Below are 25,832 nucleotides of genomic sequence, written 5' to 3'. Positions count from 1 at the left end.
TCAGTCCTCTTTGCTTTCCCGCTTGATCCAGAACCAGGCGTTGAGGCAGCCCAGCGCCACCCCGACCACCAAAAGGGTCAGGGTCCAGGAGGGCGGGCCGGGATAGCTCTTGTCCAGCCACACCCCCAGGGCGATGGCGGCCACGGTGGGGATGGCCACCGACCAGCCCACCATCCCGAACATGCCCAGGCCGAACCACACCGAGCGGTTCTCGGCCCGCGCCTTGATCTTGCGCTTTTCCTTGAGGCCCACCTCGCGGTCGAAGCTCGGCCCCTTCTTGGGCGGAGGCGCGGGCATCAGTTCATCTCCTGCAATTCCAGGAAGCGGCGCACGAAGCCGGCCTCGATCTTGGCCATGGCCGTGCGCGCCTTGACCTCCTGTTGGTCCAGCTCACGGAACTGGCTCTCCACCAAATCACGCAGCACGCCCAGCTGCTCGCCGCGCACACCGCGCCGGGTGGAGACCAGGACCTCGGCCCCCTGCTTGACCAATACCCCCTCGTCCAGGGCCAGGAACACCTCGCGGCTGTTCTGGTCCACGAAGCTGAGGATGCCCGGGGCCAGGGCGGCCACGAAATCCACGTGGCGGGGCAAGAGGCAAAAGGAGCCATTCTCGGCCTCGGCCACCACCTTGGCCGCCTCCTCGTCCACCAGCACCTGATCCGGCAGGAGCACCTTGAGCTTCATTGGCGGGCCTCGTCGATGGAGCCGATCATGTACAGGGCGCGCTCGGGGTGGTCGTCGAACTCGCCCTCCAGGATGCGGCGGCAGCCCTCCAGGGCCTGCTCCAGGCCGACCCGCTTGCCCTCCTTGCCGGTGAACTGGCCGGTGACCGCGAAGGGCTGGGTGAGGAAGCGCTCCAAACGGCGCGCCCGGCGCACCACCCGCCGGTCTTCCTGGGAGAGCTCCTCCAGGCCCAGCATGGCGATGATGTCCTTGAGCTCCTCGTAGTTGGCCAGGGTGGTCCGTATCTCCTGGGCTACCCGAAAGTGCTCGGCCCCCACCACGTGGGGCACCAGCATGCTGCTGGCCGACTGCAAGGGATCGATAGCTGGGTAGAGCCCCTCGCTGGCCCGCTTGCGACTGAGCACGATGCTGGCCGAGAGGTGGCCGAAGGTGTGCACCGCGGCGGGGTCGGTGAAATCGTCGGCCGGCACGTACACCGCCTGCACGCTGGTGATGGCCCCGGTGGCGGTGTTGGTGATGCGCTCCTCCAGGGCGGCCAGCTCGCTGGCCAGGGTGGGCTGATAGCCCAGGCGCGAGGGCAGCTGGCCCATGAGCCCGCTGACCTCCATGCCCGCCTGAATGAAGCGGAAGATGTTGTCCACCAGCAGCAGCACGTCGGTGTGCTCCTGGTCGCGGAAGTGCTCGGCCATGGTCAGGGCGGCGTGGCCCACCCGGAAGCGGGCCCCGGGCGGCTCGTTCATCTGCCCGAAGACCATCACCGTGTTGTCCAGGACCCCGGACTCCTTCATCTCCCGGTAGAGCTCCTCGCCCTCGCGGCAGCGCTCGCCGATGCCGCAAAAGAGGCTCACCCCCTGGTAGCCGGAGACCATGTTCTGGATCAGCTCCATGATCAAGACGGTCTTGCCCACCCCGGCCCCGCCGAACAGCCCGGCCTTGCCCCCCTGCTCCAGGGGGCTGAGCACGTCGATGGCCTTGATGCCGGTTTCGAAGATTTGGCTGCCCGTGGCCTGGCGGTCCAGGGGCACCGGCTCCTGGTGGATGGAGCGCCACTGCCCGCCGCTCACCTCCGGGCCCAGGTCGATGGCCCGGCCGAAGACGTTGAACATGCGCCCCAGCACCCGGCGGCCCACCGGCACCATGAGGGGCCGCCCGGTGGCCCACAGGGGCGAGCCCTCGGCCAGGCCCTGGGTGGAGGTGAGGGCCACCCCGCGCACCCGGTGCTCGTCCAGATGGCGCACCACCTCGATAACGATCCCCCGGTCCGGTCCGGCCTCCAGCACCTCCAATAGGGGCGGCAGGCCGTGCTGGAAAACACCGTCCACCACGCTGCCGCGCACCGAGTCCACCACCCCACTGATCTCTTTTTCCGCCGCTGCCGAAGCTCGCAAGTGGTACCTCTGCAAAAAAATGGTTGTTTTTAAATCTTAGCAGGAAACGGCGGGGCGACTCAAAACCGGCGGGATGACGGGTTCTATTTACAACAGGTTAAGCTGCACCAGGCAAGCAGCACTCGGGGCCTACGAGCAGGCGAGCGAGCGGAAGCGAAAGCTCGGGGAGCACATGGAGGCCATCAAGCAGCGCCTAGCCGAGCTCGGTGTGACTAAACTGCCACCCGCAGCAAGTGATGGGGACGAATAAACTCCCACTGCTTGCCCCCCGCTTACCTTTAGGCATCCAAGTTGAAAAATCTCTGCAATACCGGGAAGAAGCTTTACTCCGCACTGTGATACTTAATTATGGTGGCCGATGCCCTATACATCATGGAAGTCTCACCCGAGACCAATTGGGGAGGGGGGAACCCCTTTTTCAATAATCCATGGTTCGGCCCATGGGTACGAATTTTCTAAAAGGCCCTCACGCAACGGATTCTGTTCAATCTTGTTCATGCAAGAGGCTACTCTGCTTACTCGCCCCCCAGTGAAGGTTGCTTAGCACATGTTTGACTTTCGCATGAGCTCTTGCGCCTGAAACTTGTCCCGCCTACCTTGCCTCCCATGAAATTCCGTTTGTCGTCCCAGTGGTGCCGCCATCCTAAACCGCTGTTCCGAAAACTCATCTTCGCCGGTTCAAGGCGTACCAGTGCTTGACCGCAAGCAGAGCAAGGCGAATAATATAATTATATAAGAGGACAAGCCCAATTCCTTAATCCTGATGGGGCTCAGCGTTGGCTGGCCCTCGACTCGACATTGCCCTCGCCAGCCACGCCTGAAGCTTCCTTCGGGCCTATCCTTGCCCCTCCTTATCCGCCCTGCATGCGGCGGCGACGACCTGTTCAGCATGGCATTGGTCCAGCCCTGGCGGAATTGCCATAACCCTATAGCCGCGCTCCGCAGAGCGTCACATCCGTGGTTTTTAAGGCGGCGTTGAGAGTTAGAGCGCAGACCAAGGTACCAAACATTTGAACGCCATCTCTGCCATGGAAATGGCCAAAGCCACGCGCACATCGCCTGCGGTTTGGCCCTGACCCAAATGGATATGAAACGCTCGCTGACCTAGGTCGGTTTGCGTTGAACGGGGAGAGCCATGCCGAATAAACATCCAGGTTCTGGTGCTAACGAGGAGATTCCCGTCGAGGGGGACAACCCTACCGAAGCCCGACAAGAACAAGTGCTTCTTAATGCGGAGGCTTTGCAAAAGGCGATTTTGAACAGCGCCAACTTTTCCAGCATCGCCACCGATGCCAAGGGCATCATCCAAATTTTCAACGTTGGCGCCGAGCGCATGCTGGGATACTCGGCCTCCGAAATGATCAACAAGCGCACGCCGGCCGATATCTCCGATCCCCAGGAAATCATCGCGCGGGCCACCTCGCTAAGCGTTGATCTGGGCACCACCATTGCGCCCGGTTTTGAAGCCTTGGTGTTCAAGGCCTCGCGCGAAATCGAAGACATCTACGAGCTGACCTATATCCGTAAAGATGAAAGCCGTTTCCCCGCGAGGGTATCCGTCACGGCCCTGCGCGACGAGCAGGACAAAATTATTGGCTATCTGTTGATCGGCACCGATAACACCGCGCGCAAGAAGGCGGAAGAGGAGCGGATGAAGATCGATCAGCGCTTCCGTGACCAGCAGTTCTATACGCGGTCTCTCATCGAATCAAATATCGATGCACTTATGACCACCGACCCGCAAGGAATCATCACCGACGTCAATAAACAGACGGAGGCACTTACCGGTTGTACGCGCGATGAGCTGATTGGGGCGCCGTTCAAGAACTACTTTACCGATCCCGAAATGGCCGAGGCGGGTATTAAGCAGGTGCTAGCTCAAGGCAAGGTCACCGATTACGAGCTGACCGCGCATAGCAGGTCCGGCAAGGAAACCGTAGTGTCCTACAATGCGACCACTTTTTACGACCGGAATAGGATGTTGCAGGGCGTATTCGCCGCCGCCCGCGATATAACGGAGCGCAAGCTTTTGGATCAGGCTCTGCGGGACAAGAACATCGAGCTGGAGAGCGCCAAGGTCGTAGCGGAAAAAGCCAACGCCTCGAAGTCGGATTTTCTTTCCAACATGAGCCATGAAATCCGCACCCCCATTAACGCCATCATCGGGTTCTGCTACTTGGCCTTGAAGAACGGCTTGAACCCCAAGCAGCGGGGCTACCTGGACAAGATCCAGTCCAGCGCCAAGACCCTGTTGGGCATCATCAGCGACATCCTGGACTTTTCCAAGATCGAGGCCGGCATGCTGGCCCTGGAGGCCATCGACTTCTCGCTGGATGAGGTCCTGCAAAAGGTGGCCGCACTGTTGGGAGGCAAGGTGCAGGAAAAGGAGCTGGAATTAATCTTCGACGTGGACCCGCTGCTGCCCGACGAACTGAAGGGCGACTCTCTGCGCCTGAGCCAGGTGCTGACCAATCTCACCAACAATGCGATCAAGTTCACCGAGAAGGGCGAGGTCGTCATATCAGCCCACTTGGAGAAAAGAGAAGAAAACCAGGTTCTGGTGCGTTTCAGTGTGCGCGACACCGGCATCGGCATGACCGAGGAACAGATGGGACGTCTCTTCAAGGCCTTCAGCCAGGCCGACAACTCCACCACACGCAAGTACGGCGGCACTGGCCTGGGACTGACCATCTGCAAGCGTCTGGTGGAGATGATGGGGGGAGAGATTTGGATGGAGAGCGAGGAGGGCGTGGGCAGCCAATTTATGTTCACTGCCCGCTTGAGCCTGGGCCAGTCCAAACCCGGGCGCGCATTATCACCCCATCACGACCTCAGCGGGCTCAAGGTGCTGGTGGTGGACGACAACCCCACCAGCCTAAAAGTATTGCAGGCCATGCTCCTGCCCATGTTCATGGAGCCCCACCAGGCCACCACCGGGGCCGAAGCCCTAGGCGCAATCCAGGCGGCGGATAAGGACAAGCAGCCCTTCGGCCTGGTGCTCATGGACCGGCGTATGCCGGACATGGACGGTCTCACCGCCGCGCGTAGCATAAAGAACGAGCTGGACCTGGCCAATACACCGGCCATCATCATGGTCACCGCCGACGGCAGCGAGGAAACCATGCAGGCGGCTGAACAGAGTGGTCTGGACGGTTTCATCCTCAAACCGGTGGGCCCTTCGTTGCTGCTGGAAGCCATAATGGCCGCCTTAGGCAAGGAGGTGGTGGGCCGGGATGTGGAGATTAAACAGGAGCAGATGGAAGGGCTCGACTCCATCCAAGGAGCGCGGGTGCTCCTGGTGGAGGACAACGAGATCAACCGGCAGGTGGCCCAGGAGATTCTGGAGTCGGTCGGGCTGGTGGTGGAGACAGCGGCCGACGGCCAACAGGCGTTGGATGCGCTTGAAAGGGAAAACTACCATGCCGTGCTTATGGACGTGCAGATGCCGGTGATGGACGGCTATGCCGCCAGCCAGGCCATCCGTAAGGACAACCGCTTCGACGACCTGCCCATCATCGCCATGACCGCCAACGCCATGGACGGGGATCGGGAGAAGGCCCTTGCGGCGGGCATGAACGACCACGTGCCCAAGCCCATAGATCCGGCCCTTCTCTTTGCCTCCCTGATCCGCTGGATTAAGCCGGGAACCAGGGGCTTCGCCCCCGAGATCCCCCAGGACGCCGCTGCCGCAACTCCAGCCGGCCCGGCCCCGCCGGGCGCGGAGTTGCCTGAGGCCATCGCCGGGATTGACCTTGCCGAAGGTCTCAACCGGGTGGGCGGCAACCGCGAACTCTACCGAAGCTTGCTGATCGAACTGCGGGAGGGCTACGCGAAGGCCCCGGCGGAGTTGGCCGGGCATATCGAGGCTGGCCGCAAGCAGGAGGCGCAGCGCCTGGCCCACAGCATCAAGGGCGTGGCCGGCAACGTGGGAGCGGTTGGATTGCAGGCGGCGGCTGCGGCCGTGGAGTCGGCCCTGAAGGAAGGCCGGGCAGAGAGTTACCCCCCACTGCTGGAAGAGCTGGCCCAGCTGCTGGGGCCATTGGTGGAGGCCTTGGAGGTGCTGGGCGCGGCCGGCGACCCCGCCGCCAAACAGGCCAATGGCCAGGAGGGCAGCCCCCAGGAGCATGCCGGGGCGCTGGAGGAACTGGCCGCGGCGCTCAAGACCCGCAAGCCCAAGACCAGCAATGAGGCTTTCGAAAAAATTTCCCTTCTGAATTGGACCCCGGAATTTTCACTGAAGATATCAGACCTGGGCAAACTGGTGAGCAACTACGAATTCATGGCGGCTCTGGCCTTGCTGGATACCCTGCTCCCAAACAGCGGGAAGGGGTAAAAGCGATGAGGGAACTCAAAGGCAGCGTCCTGGTGGTGGACGATATCAAGACCAACGTAGACATCTTGCTGGAAACCCTCGGTGACGACTATGAGGTGGCGGTGGCCATGGACGGCGAATCCGCCTTGCAGGCGGTGGCCGAGAACCGGCCGGACATAATCTTGCTGGACATCATGATGCCGGGCATGGACGGCTACGAGGTCTGTCGCCGACTCAAGGCCGACACCGCCACCGAAGCCATCCCTGTCATCTTCATCACCGCCATGACCGAGGTGGTCGACGAAACCAAAGGCTTGGAACTGGGGGCGGTGGACTACATCAGCAAGCCCTTCAGCCCCGCCATCGTCCTGGCCCGGGTCAAGACCCATTTTTCCCTGCTGCTGGCCAGCAGGGAGCTGGAGCAACATAACGAGATCCTCGAAAGGAGGGTAACCGAGCGCACCGAGGGGTTACGCCTGACCCTGAACAAGCTCCACCAAGCCTCCCTGGACACCATCACGCGCCTGGCCCGGGCGGCGGAATACAGAGACGAGGACACCGGTGATCACATTCTGCGCATGAGCTACTACAGCGCTGCCGTGGCCCGCCAAATGGGGCTTGGCGACAAGGTAGCCCAATCGGTCCTCTACGCCGCGCCCATGCACGACGTGGGCAAGATCGGCATAGACGACAAAATTCTGCTCAAGCCCGGCCCGCTTAGCGATGAGGAGTGGGTGGTGATGAAGACCCACACCACCATCGGTGGGAAAATTCTCTCCGGGGCGAAGACGGGCTACCTCATGCTGGCCGAAATCGTCGCTTTGACCCACCACGAGCATTGGGACGGCACCGGCTACCCCCATGGCTTCAAAGGCAAGCAAATCCCTTTGGTAGGGCGCATCGCGGCCATTTGCGACGTGTTCGATGCTCTCACCATTAAGCGGCCCTATAAGGATGCGTTTACTTTGGATAAATCGTTTGGGATCATTAGGGAGGGGCGTGGGACTCATTTCGACCCGGAAGTGGTGGACGCTTTTTTCCAGGCAAAGGATGAGATACTCGCCATAAAGGAAAAATATAGCGATGGCGGCGAGGCTTTATCTGCGGAGATGTCCCCACCACCGGCCTCGGGTGAGGATGGCTGATGGCAGAATTCCAACATCCTACAAGGTCGCTGACCTGCGGAAAACGATCAGGAACCTACTCGATGGAAAGTGGCATCTCCTGCTTTGAATTACGGGCCATCGGTCCCGGCTAAGGTAGTCGGCTAAATGCTTCATTGATGAAAGGGGGCCCAAGATTAAGTTTGTTTGTCCTCCCTGTAACTCATTTATCAGGTCTGAGTTAAGCTTGCCTAGGCTTTTACCAAAAACTTCTGATGTCTGAGCCGCCGCGTCCTCCCCCCAGTGACCGTCCTGCCCCTGCAGAAGAATATTAACCGCCGATGAAAAACGATAAATGTCATTATAACTAACTATATATCATTGACCAATATAGACGATTCGGGCTAGCATGCCTTATGCGAGATATGAAGTACACAAGGTGGGCGGCCAGGTGACTGTAGCCATGGCTTAGACGTCCTGGTTATTGGCCAACGCGGAGCCTCGCTTGGCACATGCAACAACGGGGTTGCCATGCTCCTAATCAATTTGTGGACACTCCCCCGCAGCTCGCCTTCCCACCTCACAGCCCAAAACCGATGATTTTTTGGCTTAGCCACGCCTGGATTCTTACCCTGGTCAGCGCCTCCCTTTGCCTGACCGCCGCGATTCAACTGATCCGCTTCCGGGAATTCTGGTCCGTAAAAAGCCTCATCGTCCTCATGACGTCCCTGTGTGTCTGGGCCCTGGGCTACGGCCTAATGCTCAAGGTGCCGGGCCTGGGCGCTAAAATTTTTTGGGCCAAAATCGGCCTCACCGGCATCGCGGTCATACCATCCGCATTTGCCATGCAGGCCCTGAGCTATTCCCGCTGGTCCTGGCTGCTCAACAGGCGATATATAGCCTGGTTCTTAGTGGTTCCCCTGATCGCCGCCGCGCTGGCCTGGACCAATCAGCACCACCACCTCCTGTTCGTTCTTCAGCAAGCGGCTGAGCACAGCTCAACGATACGCTTAACCCTCAACCCGGTATTTTGGGTGGTCTACCTGGCCTATCCTTTTTTGGTGATCTGCTTTTCCCTGGTAGTGCTTGTAGATTCCCTGCTCCATAACCCGGCCCAAGAGAGAAAGGAAATTTTGCTCATCCTGGCCGGCCTGAGCGCCCCGGTCTTTTTCGTGGCCTACTACCACGTGGCTCTATATCATCGAGGGCTGCCGGACCCCACGGCGGCCTCCTTTTTCATCCCCGCCCTGCTCACCCTTTTCGCGGTGTTCCGCTACCGGTTGCCTGAAAGCAAGCCCATAGAAGTCTCGGGCAAATTCATCGATCTGCGCTTCCAGGTGCATGTGGTGCGGGCCCTGACCGTGGTCCTCATCCCCACCTTCACCTATTTCATTGCCAACAATTTCAGTGTCGGTTGGTACTTTACCGGCACCATGGATGTCCTGTGCCTGGCAACCATCATCCTTTTCGCCGTTCTGCTCAGCAACATCACCTCGCCGAGCCTGACCAAACTATTGTTCAAACTGGCGGTCATAATCTTCGTGGGGCTCCTGTGGGTCCTTTGCGTCTACTTTCTGACCTATGAATTGGCCTCGGGCACCATCCTCTGGGCCCTGACCATCCCCCTGGTTTGCCTCCTGGCCTTTGGCCCCAAGGTGGGTTTTGCCCTCTCCCTGCTGTTTTTGCTCGTGTCGGTCACGGCCAGTTATCTCATGGGCAATTTCGTCTCGGTTTATTTTTCCAAGTTCGGCCTGCGCTACATGGTGGTTTACCTGATCCTGACCATCAGCCTGTTTTATATGGACAAGAAACGCCTGGAGTTTCTGGGGCAGACCACTCGCCAGCGGGATTCCCTCTTGGAGGCGGAGCGCCGTTACCGATGGGCCACCGAGGCCGGCCGGGTGGGGGCCTGGAGCTTTATGCCCAGCGGACAGGAACTGAACATCGACGAAAGCATCCGGGAAATCCTGGGCTATCCCTCCTCAAAACAATTCTCGGCCCTCGCAGACCTCTTGGAAATATGCCCCGGCTCCGACCAAAGCAGAATCAGGGAACACTGGCAAGCCCTGGCCCACGGTGACCAGGACAGCGCGGTCTTTGAGATGCCCTTGTACGACAGCCAAAAGGAAACCCACTGGTTCCTGGTCCGGGGAAGGCTGGTTCAGGGGACCAGTGAAATGGGCCCCTCCCTCCTGGGAACCTTCACCGATATAACCGAGCGCAAGCGGGCCGAAGAGGCCCTGCGCCTGAGCGAGGCCCGTTACCGCGCCATGGCCGAGAACTTCCCGGACGGGGCTCTGTTTCTGTTCGAGGCACAGGGGCGCTTTGTTTTCGCTGATGGGCAGGCCATCCACGCTTCGGGAATGGACCCCCATCAGTTCGAGGGCAAAAGCCCCCGGGAACTTTTCCCCGAAGAAGTGGCCACGGTAATAGACTCCGAGCATCAAAAAATCTTGACGGGGGAGATTGTCACCTATGAGGTGAAATTGCGGGACACCATTTACGAAAACCTGGGAGTGCCCATACGCGACGACCAGGGAAAGGTGACCCAGGGGCTGGTGATCGCCCGTGATGTCACCCAAAAACACGATATGGAGAACCGCCTCAGGCAATCCCAGAAAATGGAAGCCATCGGCACTTTGGCGGGCGGCATTGCCCATGATTTCAACAATATTTTGGCGGTCATCATGGGCATGTCCGAGATGGCGCTGGAAGACGCCAAGGAGGGAACCGCGAATACAGAAGCTCTACAGAGCATCATGGATAGCAGCGAGCGGGGGCGGGACATTGTCCGCCGAATAATGATGTTCAGTCGGCAGGCTGAATACAAAATCAAACCAACCGACATCAACGCGGCGGTGCTCAACGTCGGTCATCTGCTCGAACAGACCTTACCCAAGATGATCGAAGTCAACATGCAACTAAATGATGACATCCCCTCCGGCCTGGGTGATCAGCCGCAAATAGAACAAGTGTTGATGAACCTTTGCACCAATGCCCGTGATGCTATGCCAGATGGGGGTAGGCTGACCATATCCACCGGCTTTGCACACGTGAATGGCCTGAACTGCCTAATTTGGTCCCGGGAATTTTCCGGTGATTTCGTGGTGCTCAGTGTGGCCGACACCGGCGAGGGGATAGACCCTGATCACATGAGCCGCATATTCGATCCCTTCTACACCACCAAGGAAGTGGGGAAGGGTACGGGCCTGGGCCTCTCCACCGTGTTTGGCGCTGTCAAATCATTTGGCGGTTTCTTGACCTGTGACAGCAATCTTGGCCAAGGGACGACCTTCAACATCTATTTGAAGCCGGCTCAAGAGGCTGGCCCCACGGCAACGGTTGACCCCGCCCCTTCGGCCAAAGGAAGGGGTGAAACCATATTGGTCGTGGATGATGAGCAGGCTCTTCTGGAGATCACCTCCCACAGGCTGGAGTCAGAGGGCTATAAGGCCCTGACTGCGACCAGCGGGGAGCAGGCGCTAAATATTTTCTACAGCAAAAGGGAAGAAATCGACTTGGTGTTATTGGACCTGAGCATGCCCGGCATCGGGGGGAAGCGCTGCCTACAAGAGATGAAGCTTTTAGATCCCGAAGTGAAGATAATCATAGCCACGGGTTATTCTCATGATACCAACTTGGGTGAGATCGCCTCTCTGGGGGCGACCTCATTCCTTATCAAGCCGGTAAAACGGCAGGAGCTTTTTGCTAAAATCTGGTCGGTTCTGGATAAATAAATATTCCTGGTTACTAGTTGTATTTACATGTCGGCCTTTCAACGAATGTTTGAATCATAGTTTTTTTGGAAAAAGGAGAAGCCTTTATACTTGATGATTAAGCTCAGGTTGCTAGGCATTGAATGGTGTCGGCTAGATCAAACATTGCTATTTCGCCATAAAAGTTAGCCCTGGTTCTGCTATCAATAATTGCGCCCATCAATCGAGCAATTCAACCTGCCTATTAGTGTGTCTTGCCAGACTCGATCCTTAGGGGACACCTTGCCGAAGTGCCCTGCTGTGAATTGATTGCTTGACAAACTCGCTTTGGAGCTTGCAGCCCTGTCCCCGCTAACGTCCGCTCCGCCCACCCTGGGGACTCCCGGGCTTGGGCAGACTCTGCTCCACCAAAGCCAGAGGCCGACTGCCACCCTTCACGGACAAGCCCATGTCCATGAAGGGTAATATCTACACCTCCCAAAGGTGTCCCCTGTGCGGCCAAATCCTCCAGCATAACGACCGGCGTCAATCCGTCTGCTGCCCAGAGCACCCGGAGGTACAGGCCAACCGGCTCCGGGTCCAATTCGGGCGGGAGATCGAGCGTAGGTTCAGGAACTACGGCGCCGCCTCCCGTTTCCTTAACACCCTGCGCTGTGATGAGGATCGGGGGCTGTTTGACCCCCGCGATTATAAGCAGGGGCACCCCTCGGCTTTGAAACCCAGGCCAGTCAATGGCTCAGGGTCAAGGCCGCCGAGGTCAAGGCCAACTCGCTCCGGGACCTGGAGCGCACCATCAACAAGGCGGTGGCCACCTGGGGCCAGACCAACGTGAAGGAAATCCAGTATGCCCAAATAGAGGACTTCCTGCTGGCCCAGAAGGTGGGCGATAAGACCCGCCACAACATGCGCTCGCATCTGCTGGGCTTTTTCAAGTGGCTAAATCTCCGCGAGAAAGACATCCCAGTTCCAAGGATGCCTAAAGTCAGCTTCGAGCTCGGCTGGCGCAACATCATTGACTTGAAGCTCCAGGCCCGAATCCTGGAAACCGTGGAGGAGCTAACCTGGAAACGCAACCCCCGCATATGGCTGGGCATCAAATGGCTGGCCACCTACGTGGCCATCAGGCCTGGCGAGATGAGGAACCTCAGGGAGCGGGACATCGACGTCAACGGCTTTTTCGTGGTCATCAAGCCTAAAGAGAAAAAGCCCAAGCTGATCCCAATGCTGGATGAGGACATAGAACTCTATCGCGGCCTGCCCACCCCGTTTCCTGATTTGCCCTTCTTCCGGCATTTGGCCCGGACCGGCGCCGCGCCGCCTCGGCCCTGGGGGCCATTTTCACCCGCGATGAGCTCCGCGAAAGCGGGACCATGCACGCAACCAACGCGGCCTTTGAGCGCTACATGCAGTACAAGGCCGAGCCCAGCAGGCGCATCTATGAGACCGCCAATAAGCTGCGTCGGTCTGACAGCCGTCTGGCAGAATCCGACTAACTATCTAAAAATATTATGCCCCACGCCGGTTCAAATCCGGCCGACGGCACCACACATAGAACCGAAATCGGGCGCTGGCCATTAAGGCGAGCGCCCGATTCATTTTTAGCGCAAGGATGGACGCCTCAGTTGAGGTCCTTGTCCTTGTAATACTTGGTGGCCTTGCCCGTGGCTTCCATGGACACGCCCTGGTCGGTCATCTGGTACATCCACACCCCGGGAGAGACCGAGATGGCCCCGGCATAGCCCGCGCCCTCGTCCTCCATCCTCAGGGCGGCCGAGGTCTGGCCGCCGAACTCCCAGCCCTGGTCCACGAAGCGCCGCAAATCCGCCTGGCGGTCAAAGAAGATCACCACGCTGAATTTCTTAACCCCGATGCCGAAGCCGGCCTGCGCCTCCAACATGCGCATGAAGACCTCTCGCTTGGTCTTCTTGTCGACGGCCACGCCCTCGCCCTTGCCCCCGCCGAAAAACAGGAGCTTGGTACCGAAGTTGCTGAACACCGCGTAGCCCGCGCACTTGTCCATGGCCTTTTTGGACGAGGGGCGCAGCTTGTACAGCCTCGTCAGGGTGTCCTGGGACATCTTGCGGATCTCGGCCCGGGCCTCCTTGATCTGTTTTTTAGTGGCGGCCCTGGCGGGGCTGCCCGAGAGGGCCAAGCCGAGGGCCAGAGTCAGAGCCAAGACGGCGGGGATAATGCGATGGCGGGGCATGGGGGCTCCTTGGGCATTCAGTCGGTACTTGCGGTCAAATCCATTATAGGGCAAGCGAATGCAGATGATAGTGTAAATACGAGCTGGCTTGGGGATCGGCGGGGAAGAGGCGCGCCCCGTGCCGGTTCATATCCGGTCGACGGCTGCTAAAAACCGTTTCCCCCAAAAGGCAACGGCGACGCCCGGAATCAGGGCATCACCGTTGTTTACGATCTTTAACAATAATTCAGCTAAATTATCTTTTTTTGCTTATTAATGGCCTTAAATATTATATCCAAGCATTTAATCTAACACATCAAGTCATCCCTAAACCGCGTCTTTGGCCTTTTCGCCGCCATCTTCCTTCTTGGCCTTGGGCTTTGCCTTGGCCTTGGGCTTGGGCTCCTCCTTGGGCTCGATGGGATGCTCGGCGGCCAGGAAGTTGGCCACGCAGCCCGAGCGGGGGCGGTTGTCGTCCAGGCCCAGGGCTTTGGGGTCCAGGCCCAGGGCCAGGCCCAGGAGCTGGGGATACACGGCGATGCCCCGCAGGCTGCCCATGCCCTCCCCTCCCAGGGTCTCGAAGGCCCATTGGATCTGCTTGAAGGTGTGGGGGCAGTCCACGCCCAAGACCTGGGCTTCGGCCTTGCTGCTCTCGGCGATGCGCTTTTGCACCGTCTCCAGGGACAGCTCGGGGTTCTTGTCGCGCAGGGGCGCGCCGCAGCACTTGATGCGGCCCTCCCAGGGCACGCTCTCGATGCCCACGGCCTTGAGCAGGTCGTCGATGAGGTGCGGCTCGTATGGGTTGTCGAAGTTGGTGACCCGGCTGGGCCTGAGGGCGTGGCAGCCATAGAAGGCCGCCACCTTGAGCCCGCTGAAGGGCCGCTCCACCTGATCGGCGATCTTCTCCACGCCCAGGTCATCGTGCAGCACGCTTTGCAGGTGCTTCACCTGGGCCGAGCCGCTGTAGACCAGGCCCTCGCGCCCCAGGATGTCGTTGACCAGGGCGCGCAGGTTCTGGTGCTGGGCCAGGAAGTTCTGGGCCGCCTTGAGAGTGCCCAGGCAGCATTTGCACAGGACCATGAGGTTCTTGCCTTGGGACTCGGCCAGGGCCAGGTTGCGGGCCGAGGCCACCAGGAAGGACTCGAAGCTGGTGTCGCGCATGGGGTAGCCGCAACAGTTGAACTCCAGGTCCGTCACCTCGAAGTTCAGCGCCTTGAGCACCTTGCGGGCGCTGGTCTCATACTGGGGGGCGCACTCGGGTATCTGGCATCCCACGAAAAGGGCGTAGCTGCTCATGCTCCGGCCTCTCTCTCACGGGCCTCTTTGGCGGCCATGTTGCGCAGTTCATAGAAGATGTCGGTGATGGGCACCAGGTTGGGGCAAGCCTCCTGGCACTGATAGCAGGTGAGACAGTTCCACACCATGCGCGAGCCCATGGCCTCTTCCTTCATGCCCACGGCCACGCTAAAGATCACCTGATGGGGCAACAGGTCCAGCTCGTCGGCCGGGTGCTCGCTGCGGAACACCAGGGGGCAGGCGTTGGTGCAGGTCTTACAGGAGTAGCACTCCGAGAAGTTGGCTCCCTGGGCCGAGTAGCCCAGGGTCTTGCGCAGGGCGCGGGTGTCCACCTTAACCTGGGCCTGTTGGCGGCTATCCTCGGCAGCCTGCCAGGCGGCGGAGGCCATTTCGGGCAGGGGCTTGCCCAGGCCCTTGCACTCCAGGTCCTCCTTGAGCGCGGCCCAGAGATCCCGCAGGTTTATGCCCACCGGGCACAGGCGGGTGCAGCGACCGCAGTCGGTGCACACGTAGGCGCCCTGGCGCACCGTGGCCGGGTCGGGCCCGTTGCCGTTGGAGGCGCGAACCAATCCGCCCAGGGCGGCCAGCTTCTCCGAAGGCAGGATGGTCTGGTTGGGTATTACGCGCACCGCCGGGGCCACCGAGCAATGCACCGAGCAGGTGCCGCAGTGGGTGCAGGCGTCCAGCTCCAGGGCCCGGTAGAAGGCCTTGGCCGCCGGGTCCATTTCCGCCCGGCCCACCACCGCGTTGAAACCCATCAGCAGCGGAGCGGTGAGCATGTGCAGGAATTTGGTGAAGGGCAGAATGGCCAGGCCCAGGAAGCAGGCCAGGAAGTGGATGTAGTAAAGGATCTGGGGCATGTTGGCCCGGTCCAGGGCCAGGGCCACGGGTGCGATGATGCGCGAAAGGCCGTAGGAAGCGAAGGCGTGCTGCGCCGGGGCGTGGCACTCAACACAGGAGTCCTGGTTGAGCTCGCGGCCCAACTCCAGGACCTCGGGCTCGGTGCTGGTCTGCCCGGCCGGGAAGACCACGCCGTAATCCGCCGCCCACACCGAGCGCAGGGCCAGCTTTTCCTCCGGCGACTCCACCATGGAGTATTCCTCGACCATGCGCTGGTATTCATGGGCCGAGGTGATTTTCACCGCCTGCAACCCGAAGCCCGAGAGCATGATCACGGCCAAAAGAATGATGGCCAGCCGGTCGGCGCGCTGGGTGGTCATGCGCAGCCCGGGCACCAAGATGCGGCGGGCAATGATGATGCACACCCCCACCATGACCATGACGCCCATTGCGTCGCGCAGCCACAACCATGGGTCCACGGTTGGGTAATAGTTGCGGAACAAATTGTCGGTGATCTGGGTGCCCAAGGCGTGCAATAGCAAAAGGCCGGTGAAGCCGCTGAAAACCAGGATGTGGGCCGCCCAGGCCAGGACGCTGTGCTTGAGGGAGCGCGCCTGCAACAGGCCGTCCAGGATCAAGGCTCTCAGCATGGCCCATATCTTGCGGCTGAACACCGCGCGGACCAGCCCGCCCAGCACGGCCGAGGCGCGTTGGCCGGGTGAGTAGCCGGCCTCCTTCTCGGTGGCGGAAACGGAAACGCTGAGCCAGGTCCAAACCTTGTAGGCCAACCCGGCGACGCATAATACCAAGGCGATCAGTAAGCTGAGTTGAAAGAACATCGGCAACGATCTCTTGCTGTTATGTGAATTTTGCTATATTGCCGCCACCCACGGCGGCTCCTTCGGCCAACGCCCCGTTTTGACCGCTAATTACCCATTTCTAATTAAACTATGTTCAAAATACACTCTTATTCCATCTTGTCAATCATTGCTTTTCGATGCCATTTCAAGGTTATTACACCCACCTTATTATAGCTAATTTTAACGATAATATTACTATGATATAGCCTAATCCCCCGTCTCGTCCAGCGAGATGCCCGGTCTGGCCGATTTTAATTCCTACTCCACAACTACCATTTTTCTATCTTGCAATTTTCATTTCCAAATCCCTTTTTCACAAAATCATTATCATACTTATCGGAATGTATGTAATAGGGCCGGACTTCACAATCTCCGTGGGTGTTACTATTGTTATTTTTCTAATCAATATAGCGAATTAATTTCGATCAATTTTTGTTATTTTATCGTTTTGAATCCCTACGTTTCTGAATGGGCGTATATATAACAGGAAACCATTTGTTGCAAGTTGTAATTGTGTTTTGCAAGGTTGAAATGCCGGTGCCGTGGCGCACCGCCCCGCACAGGGCCCTTCCTGCCGGGCCCCGGCTGTGTTAAAACCATGCCAGCACTCATTCGGAGGCACGCCATGCACGTTTCCCAAGCCATCACCAGCCGCTCTTCCTGCCGCGCCTTCACCGGCCAGCCGGTGCCCCGCGAGGTCCTGGAGCGAATCATGGACCTGACCCGCCTCGCGCCCAGCGCCATCAATCTGCAACCCTGGCAGTTCACCGTGGTCATGGACGATGAGGTTCCCCGCCTGGGCAAGAAGCTCACCCGCGCCTTCGGCGAGCGGGGCTTTTCCTGCAAGCCGGACAACACCGCGCCCCTGGACGAGGTCTACGGCCAGCGCCAGGCCGAGTTGGGGCGGCTCATGGCCCCGCTCATGCAGGAGGCCGGCCTGGGGCGGGACTTCATCAACACGGGATCGCTGAATTTTTACGGCGCGCCCGCCGTGGTGGTAGGCACCCTGGACGGAGCCTTCCCCGCCGAGCGGGCCCTGGACCTGGGCTTTGCCCTGGGCTGGCTGCTCCTGGCCGCGGCCGAGGAGGGGCTGGCCACCTGCCCCATAGGCCTGATCACCTCTTACGGCGACGTTATCAAGGATTTCCTGAACATAGACCAGAATAGGCGGGTGGTCCTGGCCGTGGCCCTGGGACACGCGGACCCGGACAACCCCATCAACCGCATGCGCTCGCCGCGCGCGGAGCTGGACGAGGTGGTGCGCTGGTATTGAGGCCCGCGACTGGGGAGCCAACGCCTCGCCCCAATAAAAAAGGCCCCCGATATCGGGGGCCTTGGTCATTTCCGAGGGAGTCGGGCTAGCGGATCATGCCGGTAACTTCGGTGTTGACCACCGCGTAGATCTCCTCGTCGGTGCCGTAGATGTCCACCACCGAACGATGGTCGATGAGGCGCTCGATGATAAAGGCGGTGACGTAGAGGCTGATGCGGTTGGCCTGGGGGATCAGATTGCGGAAGTTGGCGATGGCATACTGGATATCGAAATCTTCGGCATTGAGCAGGGAGCCCAGGGCGCCGGCCAGCTGGTCTTCCACGTCGCGCTGGTTGCTGGTCTCGATGAGGTTGGCGTTGACCAGTTTCATGGCCAGCTTCTGGGCCAACTCGTCGGCGCAGTCACCCAATTGCATGAGCTGGCGGGTCCAGGCGGACTGGCGAGAACTCTCCAAACGTGAGATCAGGTTCTCTTCGCGGTAATTGGTGTGGAAATCGCCACCCATGGTTTTAATCCTCCGGAGCCTCCGCTCCTGGCCTGACTGCGGGCCCCGCCTCTCGCCGCTACCGGCCCGGCCGCGAACCCGTTATACTTGTGCTTTATTAACACCCGGCCCCCTACTTCGCAACGAAATACTTGCTTATGCAAAGGAAAAAAATGTTGAGCGACCCCTACGACGCCCCGGTTCCGGCCTGGCTGGAAGACGAAGTATTGCTTGTGGAAAACGCTGGTGAAATGCCCCAGGTGGCCCTGGCCGAAAGCCTGCACCACCTGGGCGACATCCCCGGCGAGGACCGGGACGTTTTGCGGGCGGCGGCGGTGCGCGCCTATATGAACATCATCGAGCGCGACCTGGAAGCGTCCCACGTGGGCCAGCCCATGTTCCGGGGCCTGGAGCGGGCCGGGGACAACCTGGAGCGGCTGGGCGTTTTCCTGAAAAACATGGGATGGGAGCCCCCGGCCCAGCGGTGGGCCAAGCTGGCCCCCATGCTGGCCGATTACCTGCGAGGCGAGGAGAAGGCCCTGGATCTGGGCCGGGAGTATGCCAGCGCCACCCCGGAGCAGGTGCGCCGGGTGGCCGGGCTGGTGGGGCTGGATTTGGGGCCTTTCGAGCCCCTGCTGGAGCGCATGGCCGCCCTGCCCTCCCCGGACTTCCTGGGCCTGAGGGCCATAGAGCGGCTGCGGCGGGCGCCCCGGGGCGCGGCCAAGCGCCGGGACGAGGCCAAGGGCAAGGCGCGCCTGGAGGTCTTGGACGCACAAGGCCAATCCCTGGAAGGCACTGATTTGAACCTAATGGGCGCGGACGACTGCGAAGACCCGGTCTGCCGCCGCCGGGTGGAGCAGGTGTGGGAGCTGCTCAAGCTCCCCGAAGCCTAGTCTCCGAAACTACTTCTTCTTTTTGGCGGCCTCGCGGTGAGGGGCCAGCACGTTCAGCAGGGACTGGGGCACCCGCTGGCCCAGCTCCAGGGCGCGGTCCGCGGCCTTGATGGCCTCGGGCCAGTCCTTTTTCAGGGCATAGGCGGCGGCCATGTTGCCGAAGGCCGGAGCGAAGTTGGAATCGATGGTCAAGGCCTTGACATACTCGTCGATGGCCTGGTTCAGCTTGCCCTGGCTGGCGTAGAGGTTGCCCAGGTTCACGTGGGCGTCCGGATAGTTGGGGTTCAGGGCCAGGGCCTTCTTGTACATCTTCTCCGCCTCGGCGGCTTGGCGCTTAAAGGCGTAGATCAGGCCCAGGTTGTTGTAGCCCTGGTCGTTGTAGGGGTCCAGAGTGATGGTGCGCTTGAACTGGGTCTCGGCCAGCTTGAGGTCTTGGCTGTACAGGGCCACCATGCCCAACTGGTAGTGGGCCTGGGCGAAATCCGGGTTGATGGAGATGGCCTTTTCCAGGTACTGGCGGGCCTCGTTGGGCTTTTTGCTGTCCGCCGCCATGAGCCCCAGAGTCACGTAGGCCCGGTAGGAGCGCGGGTTGCGGGCAAGCACCTGCTTTTCAATGATTTCCTTGGCCTCGCCCATCTTGCCCGCGCCGGCCAGCATGTTGGCCGCGAAGAGGTCGCCCTGCCAGAAGTTGGGGTCGCTCTTCTTGCACTTCATAAAGAATTCCAGGGCCTTGTTGCCATCACCCTGAGTCACGGCCTCAAAGCCTTCGGCAAACAGCTTCACCGCGGCCGGCTTTACCTTGCCCGCCCGCGCCTGCTGGGTCATTTCCAAAAGGAACTGGGCGCTGTCTTCGCGGGGGTTTTCGCCCAGGGCGCGGGAAAAGCTCTGCTCGGCCAGCTTGAGCTGACCGCCGATTAGCGCCTCGATGCCCGCCAGCACGTGCCGCCGGGCGATCAGGTAGGATGCCTCGTGGCCTTGCAGGGTCCGCGGCTCCGGAGCCTGGGCCGCCTGGCCGGATCGGGGACCGGGAACGGGGCGGGTTTCCGGCTTGGCGTCCATGCTGGGGGCCTTGCTGCTGAAGCGGAAGGCCGAATCCTGGGACTTGTCCATGTTGGGCACCGCCCGGGGGGATGCCTCGGCCGAGGCGTCTGCCTGGTCAAAGCGCATGAGGATGGTGTAACCCTCTTCGGTGGGAATGACCTTGCTGGGCTTTTCGGGCGGCAGGTCCTTGAGCGCGGCGCGGAACTCGGTGCGCAGCCGGGTGTTGGGCACCTTGCCCAAACGGCCGCCCCGGAAGGAGGCGGGGCCCACGGAGTTGGCTTTGGCCAGGCTCTCGAAGCTGGCGCCCTTGAGAAGCTGGGCGCGCAGGTTGTCGGCCAAATCCTTTTGCTTGACGGTGATGATGCCCAGGTCCACCGTGCCCTCGGCATGGGCCAGGGGGGCCGCCAGGGCCACGAACAAAAAGGCGCAAAGGGCCAACAGGCAGGTCACTCGCCATTTCATGGGCTGAAATCTCCAAAAATACTACGTTATCTCAGTCAGGCCGGCTACAGTTTTGTACCTGGGGGCCGTCACAGTGTCAACCGCTTTCCAGCGGCACGGGGCGCCTAAAAAAGGGGGCCTGCCCTTAGGGCAAGCCCCCGATGGTCTATAAGGCCCCTGGTTGGGCTCAGCGGGCGCTGGCGTTGTCCGCGGCCAGGCGCAGGGCCGAGCTTTTGGCGGCGGCGTTGTAATAGCCCAGGAAGCGCTTGCTCTCCGCGGAGTTCACCAGGCCCAGGTTCTGGGCCCAGCGGAAGCCGATGGGCTGATACCACAGCTCCACGCTCACCTTGAAAGGCCCCTGGGCCGGGTCCACCGGCGCCACGTAGCTCACCACGTCGCCGCCGGCCGCGAAGTCCGGGTCCTGGCGGGCCGGGCCCTGCACCGCGATGTCGTTTTGGGCCGTGGCCTTGTCGAAGCCCCGGGGCAACAGGCGGGTGTCCTTGATGTAGCGCACCGCCTTGATCAGGCCGGTGGTCACCTGGCCCATGGTATCGGCCATGATGGCCTCGTATATTTGCACCTGGTCCGGCCGGGTGATGCTCTGGTAGTGGGGCTCGTAAGCCCGGGCGTTCTGGTCGTTGTCATTGCCCGCGATGGAGCCGTCCGGGCGCGGGGCCCCGGAGGAGAACACCTCGCGGCCCTGGGCGTCAGTGACCCGGAACCAGAGCCAGGCCCGGCGCGAAGGGTATGCCGTGGGCAGCTTGTGCCCGGCCAAGTTGGTTAGGCGCACCTTGGCCTCCAGCTTGCCGCCGCGCACCCTGGCCTCCACCAGCTCGACCTTGGCCGAGAGCGTCTCCAGGTGCTTTTTGGTGCGCCCCACCGAGGCGGCCAGGTCCTGGGGCCGGGCGGTGACGCCCAGGGGCTGGGCGTTCTGCTGGAGCAGGCCCAGCATGAAGAAGTTGCCGCCCCTGAAGGAATGGCGGCTGAAGGGCTGGCGCATCACCCCCATGACCGAGGTGATGGCCATGGGCTTGGGCTCCTTGGGCATGTGGCAGCTCTGGCAGGTGCGCTTTTCCCTGGCATAGGCGCTGTGCTCCCACTCCAGATAAGGCACCTGCTCGGGCAGGCGGCCCACCGGTTTGCCGTCCGGGCCCAGGGCGTGGGTGTAGAGGGTGTGGCAGGAGCCGCACAGGCCCGCGTCCCTCATCTGGGCGCCCGGAGTGGGCTTTAGCTGCGAGGCCGAGCTCATGATGCGCTGGCGGCCCTGGTCCACCACGAAAGGCCCGTAGGCCGGGCGCGCGCCCAGGGGCATGGTGTTGTCCACCACGAAGCCGGCGGTGAAGCTGGCCGGGGTGCCCAGTTTGGCCGGGGTGATCTGGTGGCACATGCTGCACGACACCGCGTCCCAGGCCAGCAGGGCGTTGGGCGCGGGGTTGAGCGCGGCCAGGTTCACCGGCAGGTTGGCGAACACCTGGCCCATGTTGCCGTGCATCTTGGCGGTGTAGCGGCTCATGGGCATGTGGCAGGCCGAGCACTCGTTTTGGATGGCCGCCGAGGCGGTGGGGTGATCAGTGATCTCGCGGCGAACGGCCGCCTGCCAGTAGGGATCCTTGGCCGCGTTGGCCATCATGGACCCTGACCAATCGAAACCTATGGACACGTCCCGGCCGTCGGCGGTCCTTAGCCCGTTGTGACAGGCCACGCAGCGGTCCGAGGTGACGAATATCTGAGCCGGTGGCTGGGGCTGGGCCAGGGCCACGGAACCCAGAGACAAGAGAAGGACGGCGGTGAATAGGCTGATTAATGATTTCATGCTATCACCTACCATCCCTCGAAGAGCCCGCCGTCGAACCAGTCCCAGACCAGATAAAGGCCGTACTGCACGTCGCGGGTGTCGGTTTGGGTCAGGGGAATGCGCGCGCCCAGGCCCAGGCGCACGTGCTGCCGGTCGCTGAGAGTTACCTGGAACTGCGGGGCCACGTCCCATTGGGTGTCCTCGCCGCTCACCAGCTCCTTGGAGGCCAGCAGCTCCACCATGGGGGTCCAGCGGCGGCCGTACTGCCCGGCGTAGAAGCAGCGGCCCACGGCCAAACGCCCGAAGATTTCCTCGTTGGCCTTGGCCCCGTCCTGGGGAATGGCCCCTCCCCCCTGGAATTCATAAAAGAACTGTGCCGGCAGGAGCTGGCCATAGGACACGTAGGGCTCGAAGCGCGCGGTGCCCTTGCCCAGGTCCTTGTCCTGGTCGCCGGTGGGCAATATCAGCTCGCCGCCCAGGGCTACGATGGCCCCGGTTTCCAGGCTGGCGTAAACGACCTGCTTGTAGGACACCGCCGCGTCGCCGATACCGTTGTTCCAGGAGGTGCCGCCGCCCGCGTCATCCACTTGCAGCCAGTCGTAGGGCAAGGAGAGTTCCACCTGCCCCCGGGGGCCGATGCGGGTCTCGAAGAACACCTTGTTCTTCACGCTGCCCGGAGTCGAGGGGTTGTACAGCACCTGGATGCCCGCCTCGTCCTCGGGATAGGCCTTGGTGGTGAACATGGGCCGGGGCAGGTTCAGCTCGCCCCGGGGCCAGCGCTTGTCCTTGCAAAAGGTGCGCATGTAGTTGATCACCGCCAAGAGCTGCTCTTTGCTCAGGGCGTTGCCAAAGGCGGGCATAATGATGTTGAAGCCCCGGCCCGGGCCGCCCTCCTGGGCCACCATGAGCCAGTCCCGGTTGGCCTCGCGGCTGGCGAAGCTGCAATCGGTGAAGTCCGGCGGCAGGGGCTTGAAGGCCAAACGATCGGCGGGCTCGCCCTTGCCGTCCGGGCCGTGACAGGCCAGACAGGCCTGTTGATAAATCGCCTTGCCGTCGATGGGCTTGGCCTGGGGGCTGTCCGCCCTCCCCACCGCGGCCGAGCCGGCCAAGGCCAAGGCCGCGGCCAACAGCGCCGCCAACAAGGCCGGGCGGCTTAGGGGTTTGCCTTTGTTCCACGCCATCTGTCGCGCTCCCTTGCTCACCGGGACCGGGGTCTTAAACCATAGTTATCTAGTCGTAATTTCCCTACCCCAATAGGTCTTTTCTATTCCAAAATGCCCAAGTGACGCTTGTGAGTCAATGGCCCCGGCCGATTTAATCCGCAGCTGGCTCCACTAGTTGCCGTCACATACGGCAACCCCCATACAAGTTCACACATGCACGCGCGAACGTTGAAAAACGTAACATTTCCGTCACCCATTTCTACCACCCAACCATTCAATATACATAACAATTTGACAAATCAGGCATCACCGCTCATAATCTGGGGACTATGTCCCGGTTTGCCACGGCCCCGGACGGCGCTCTGGTGCGCCGCAAGCCGTGTACATCCCAGGCACAATCCATCGTGGCGGAGGTAGGTGCATGAGCGTTTTGGTGGAGAAGTTCAAAGAGGGCTACTCCTTGCTGTTCGACCGCAACTGGCCCTTGTGGGTGGGCGGCATACTCCTGGCCCTGTTGGGCATTATCTGTATGGCCGCGGGACGTCCCTGGGGCGTGGCCGGCGGTCTTCGCGTGTGGAGCGACTGGCTCTTCTACTGGATCGGCCTCTACCCCACCGCGCCCGGCTATGCCTTCTTTCTGTCCAACACCTCCATCCTCACCTGGGGCCTGTTGTTCGGCGCCTTTGGCGCGGCCCTGTTGTCGCGCCAGTTCGCCTGGCGCAACGCCCCCCGCTGGGAGCTGGGCAAGGGCCTAGTGGGCGGCGTGTTCATGGGCGTGGGCTCGGTGATGGCCGGCGGCTGCAACGTGGGTGGCTTCTACACCGCGCTGGCCGCCGGTTCGGTTTCCGGCTTCGCCATGATGGCCGGCCTGCTGGTGGGCGCGCTCATCGGGCTCAAGTACTTGATGTGGGAGATCGAGCACATTGACATGAAGCCGCCCAAACAAAAGGCCTCCAAGGAAGGCGGCATCGAGTGGCCCAAGGTGCAGCCCTGGCTGGGCGCCCTGTTCTTCCTGTTCCTGGTGGGCTGGGCCTATTGCCTGTCCTTTAGGGCCTACACCCAGGAGGCGGTGCTCATGCTCGCCGCGGTGGGCATCGGCATCGTTATCCAGCGCTGCCGCTTCTGCTTCGTGCGCTCCTTCCGCGACCCCTTCATGACCGGCGAGGCGGTGGCCACCCGCGCCGTGGCCCTCAGCGTCATCCTGAGCGTGTTCGGCTTTTTCGCCATCAAGTGGTTCCGCACCGACTGGCAGATGATCTACATCTACCACCACTGGATCGGCGGTCTGGTGGGCGGCGTGATCTTCGGCATCGGCATGCTCCTGGCCGGCGGTTGCGGCTCGGGCAGCGTGTGGCGGGCCGGCGAGGGTCAGTTCAAGCTGATCCTGGCGGTGATCACCTTCTCCATGAGCAACAGTCTGTTCAAGAACTATGTGTGGACCCGGGACGTGGCCAGTTCCTGGGGCAAGCCGATCTTCCTGCCCATGGTCACCGACTACTTCTGGGCCATCGTCATCACCGCGGTGGTGATGCTGGTCTGGTGGGCGATCATGGCCTGGAACGAAGAGACCGATAGCCTTACCATAGTGTAAGTAGTATAGATATTGGCTTTGGCAGAATAACCAGACTTAAAGGAGAGACGTTATGGCCGAGTGGACCGCTGATGAGATTTTGGACGCGCGCGGACTGAGCTGTCCCATGCCCATCCTCAAGACCAAAAAAATCATGAAAAAGCTCTCCCCGGGCCAGATCCTGGAGATCCAGGGCACCGACCCCGGCACGCGCAACGACCTTCCCGCCTTCACCGAGCGCTCGGGCGACGAGTTCCTGGGCGAAGAGCAGAAGGACGGTTACATCAGCTTTTACGTGAAAAAGGGCTAAGCGCGCCCAAGCGGCCATAGCTGCGAATTCTTGGGCCGGCCCCTCGGGGCCGGCCTTTTTATCGGGCGCGGGGCCTAGTCGTAGAGATTGACGTGGCTCAGGGCGGGGGTGAGGAAAAAGGCGCTCTGGTCCACCTTGTCCTTGCGTTGGCTGAAGGTCACCACGATCTTGTCCTCGCACTCCACCCAGCCCAGGGACTTGACCTTGGGCAGATCCACCAGCGGGTCCACCGCGAAGGCGATCATCACCTTGGGCACCTCGCCCGAGGGGTCCACCCCCACCAGGTCGATGCTCTCGCGGGTGGAGCGGGGCGGTTTCCAGGAAGCCAGGGGCACCAGGCCCATTTCCTTGACCGCTTGATAGAGCAGGCACACCAGGGCTTGACGAAGCACCGCATCCTGACGCATGGTCTGGGGAACGGCATCCAATTCCTGGCGCATGGCTTCGGCCAGTTTGGCGAACCGAGAAATCATGAA

At 61.1% G+C, this 25,832-nt stretch carries 19 protein-coding genes; 8 read left to right on the top strand and 11 right to left on the bottom strand.

What is annotated here, in order from left to right; genetic code table 11:
• From KQH53_06775 to atpD, 3 genes are read right to left on the bottom strand one after another with little or no spacing between them, the layout of a single operon-like run.
• The gene (locus KQH53_06775) at positions 1–297 is read right to left on the bottom strand and encodes an AtpZ/AtpI family protein (GenBank protein MCB2226367.1); all 297 of its coding nucleotides are present in this window, start codon (positions 295–297) and stop codon (positions 1–3) included.
• Positions 297–686, bottom strand: a complete 390-nt coding sequence (locus tag KQH53_06770; GenBank protein ID MCB2226366.1) for a F0F1 ATP synthase subunit epsilon — start codon at positions 684–686, stop codon at positions 297–299. The genes KQH53_06775 and KQH53_06770 overlap by 1 nt, the downstream gene beginning before the upstream one ends.
• Complete coding sequence (atpD, locus tag KQH53_06765) at positions 683–2,074, bottom strand: F0F1 ATP synthase subunit beta (protein ID MCB2226365.1); 1,392 nt, start codon at positions 2,072–2,074, stop codon at positions 683–685. Before atpD ends, KQH53_06770 begins: the two co-directional genes overlap by 4 nt.
• A 1,135-nt stretch (positions 2,075–3,209) precedes the next feature.
• On the opposite strand from atpD, the gene KQH53_06760 reads away from it, so the two are divergent.
• The 4 genes from KQH53_06760 (at position 3,210) to KQH53_06745 (ending at position 12,783) form a co-directional block, all read left to right on the top strand.
• Positions 3,210–6,407, top strand: coding sequence for a response regulator (locus KQH53_06760; protein MCB2226364.1), 3,198 nt, complete (start codon positions 3,210–3,212; stop codon positions 6,405–6,407).
• Between the two features lie 5 nt (positions 6,408–6,412).
• Positions 6,413–7,531 (top strand): two-component system response regulator, encoded by a 1,119-nt coding sequence (locus tag KQH53_06755; protein MCB2226363.1) that lies wholly within the window; start codon positions 6,413–6,415, stop codon positions 7,529–7,531.
• 470 nt (positions 7,532–8,001) lie between these two features.
• Positions 8,002–11,226 carry a response regulator gene (locus KQH53_06750; protein ID MCB2226362.1) on the top strand — a complete coding sequence of 1,075 codons (3,225 nt, stop codon included), beginning with the start codon at positions 8,002–8,004 and terminating at the stop codon, positions 11,224–11,226.
• A gap of 807 nt (positions 11,227–12,033) precedes the next feature.
• On the top strand, positions 12,034–12,783 hold the full coding sequence (locus KQH53_06745) for a hypothetical protein (protein ID MCB2226361.1): 750 nt from the start codon (positions 12,034–12,036) through the stop codon (positions 12,781–12,783).
• A 40-nt stretch (positions 12,784–12,823) separates the two neighbouring features.
• On the opposite strand, the gene KQH53_06740 is transcribed toward KQH53_06745, so the two are convergent.
• The 3 genes from KQH53_06740 to KQH53_06730 form a co-directional block, all read right to left on the bottom strand.
• A complete protein-coding gene (locus tag KQH53_06740; GenBank protein ID MCB2226360.1) occupies positions 12,824–13,411 on the bottom strand; it encodes a hypothetical protein in 588 nt (195 codons plus the stop codon).
• Between the two features lie 306 nt (positions 13,412–13,717).
• A complete protein-coding gene (locus KQH53_06735; GenBank protein MCB2226359.1) occupies positions 13,718–14,686 on the bottom strand; it encodes a CoB--CoM heterodisulfide reductase iron-sulfur subunit B family protein in 969 nt (322 codons plus the stop codon).
• Entirely contained in the window at positions 14,683–16,365 is a 1,683-nt protein-coding gene (locus KQH53_06730) for a 4Fe-4S dicluster domain-containing protein (GenBank protein ID MCB2226358.1), read from the bottom strand. The genes KQH53_06735 and KQH53_06730 overlap by 4 nt, the downstream gene beginning before the upstream one ends.
• Positions 16,366–17,011: 646 nt before the next feature.
• On the opposite strand from KQH53_06730, the gene KQH53_06725 reads away from it, so the two are divergent.
• Positions 17,012–17,659 carry a nitroreductase gene (locus tag KQH53_06725; GenBank protein ID MCB2226357.1) on the top strand — a complete coding sequence of 216 codons (648 nt, stop codon included), beginning with the start codon at positions 17,012–17,014 and terminating at the stop codon, positions 17,657–17,659.
• Between the two features lie 85 nt (positions 17,660–17,744).
• Here the strand turns inward: KQH53_06725 and KQH53_06720 are convergent, their stop codons facing one another.
• Positions 17,745–18,164, bottom strand: coding sequence for a hypothetical protein (locus tag KQH53_06720; GenBank protein ID MCB2226356.1), 420 nt, complete (start codon positions 18,162–18,164; stop codon positions 17,745–17,747).
• 155 nt (positions 18,165–18,319) lie between these two features.
• Here KQH53_06720 and KQH53_06715 point away from each other — a divergent pair, with 155 nt between their 5' ends.
• Positions 18,320–19,036 (top strand): hypothetical protein, encoded by a 717-nt coding sequence (locus KQH53_06715; protein MCB2226355.1) that lies wholly within the window; start codon positions 18,320–18,322, stop codon positions 19,034–19,036.
• A gap of 9 nt (positions 19,037–19,045) precedes the next feature.
• Here the strand turns inward: KQH53_06715 and KQH53_06710 are convergent, their stop codons facing one another.
• The 3 genes from KQH53_06710 to KQH53_06700 form a co-directional block, all read right to left on the bottom strand.
• Positions 19,046–20,539 carry a tetratricopeptide repeat protein gene (locus tag KQH53_06710; GenBank protein ID MCB2226354.1) on the bottom strand — a complete coding sequence of 498 codons (1,494 nt, stop codon included), beginning with the start codon at positions 20,537–20,539 and terminating at the stop codon, positions 19,046–19,048.
• Between the two features lie 166 nt (positions 20,540–20,705).
• Entirely contained in the window at positions 20,706–22,331 is a 1,626-nt protein-coding gene (locus KQH53_06705; GenBank protein ID MCB2226353.1) for a hypothetical protein, read from the bottom strand.
• A gap of 8 nt (positions 22,332–22,339) precedes the next feature.
• Entirely contained in the window at positions 22,340–23,494 is a 1,155-nt protein-coding gene (locus tag KQH53_06700) for a c-type cytochrome (protein ID MCB2226352.1), read from the bottom strand.
• Between the two features lie 403 nt (positions 23,495–23,897).
• On the opposite strand from KQH53_06700, the gene KQH53_06695 reads away from it, so the two are divergent.
• Positions 23,898–25,067 (top strand): YeeE/YedE family protein, encoded by a 1,170-nt coding sequence (locus KQH53_06695; protein MCB2226351.1) that lies wholly within the window; start codon positions 23,898–23,900, stop codon positions 25,065–25,067.
• 52 nt (positions 25,068–25,119) lie between these two features.
• Entirely contained in the window at positions 25,120–25,356 is a 237-nt protein-coding gene (locus KQH53_06690) for a sulfurtransferase TusA family protein (GenBank protein ID MCB2226350.1), read from the top strand.
• Positions 25,357–25,430: 74 nt separating this feature from the next.
• Here KQH53_06690 and KQH53_06685 read toward each other — a convergent pair whose 3' ends face one another.
• Positions 25,431–25,829, bottom strand: a complete 399-nt coding sequence (locus tag KQH53_06685; GenBank protein ID MCB2226349.1) for a hypothetical protein — start codon at positions 25,827–25,829, stop codon at positions 25,431–25,433.
• Between the last annotated feature and the right edge of the window lie 3 nt (positions 25,830–25,832).

Source organism: Desulfarculaceae bacterium (assembly GCA_020444545.1).
In the GTDB taxonomy this organism is placed as follows: Bacteria; Desulfobacterota; Desulfarculia; order Desulfarculales; family Desulfarculaceae; genus Desulfoferula.
The sequence above is the reverse complement of the archived record's forward strand: the minus strand, read 5'-3'. Positions and strand labels throughout refer to the sequence as shown.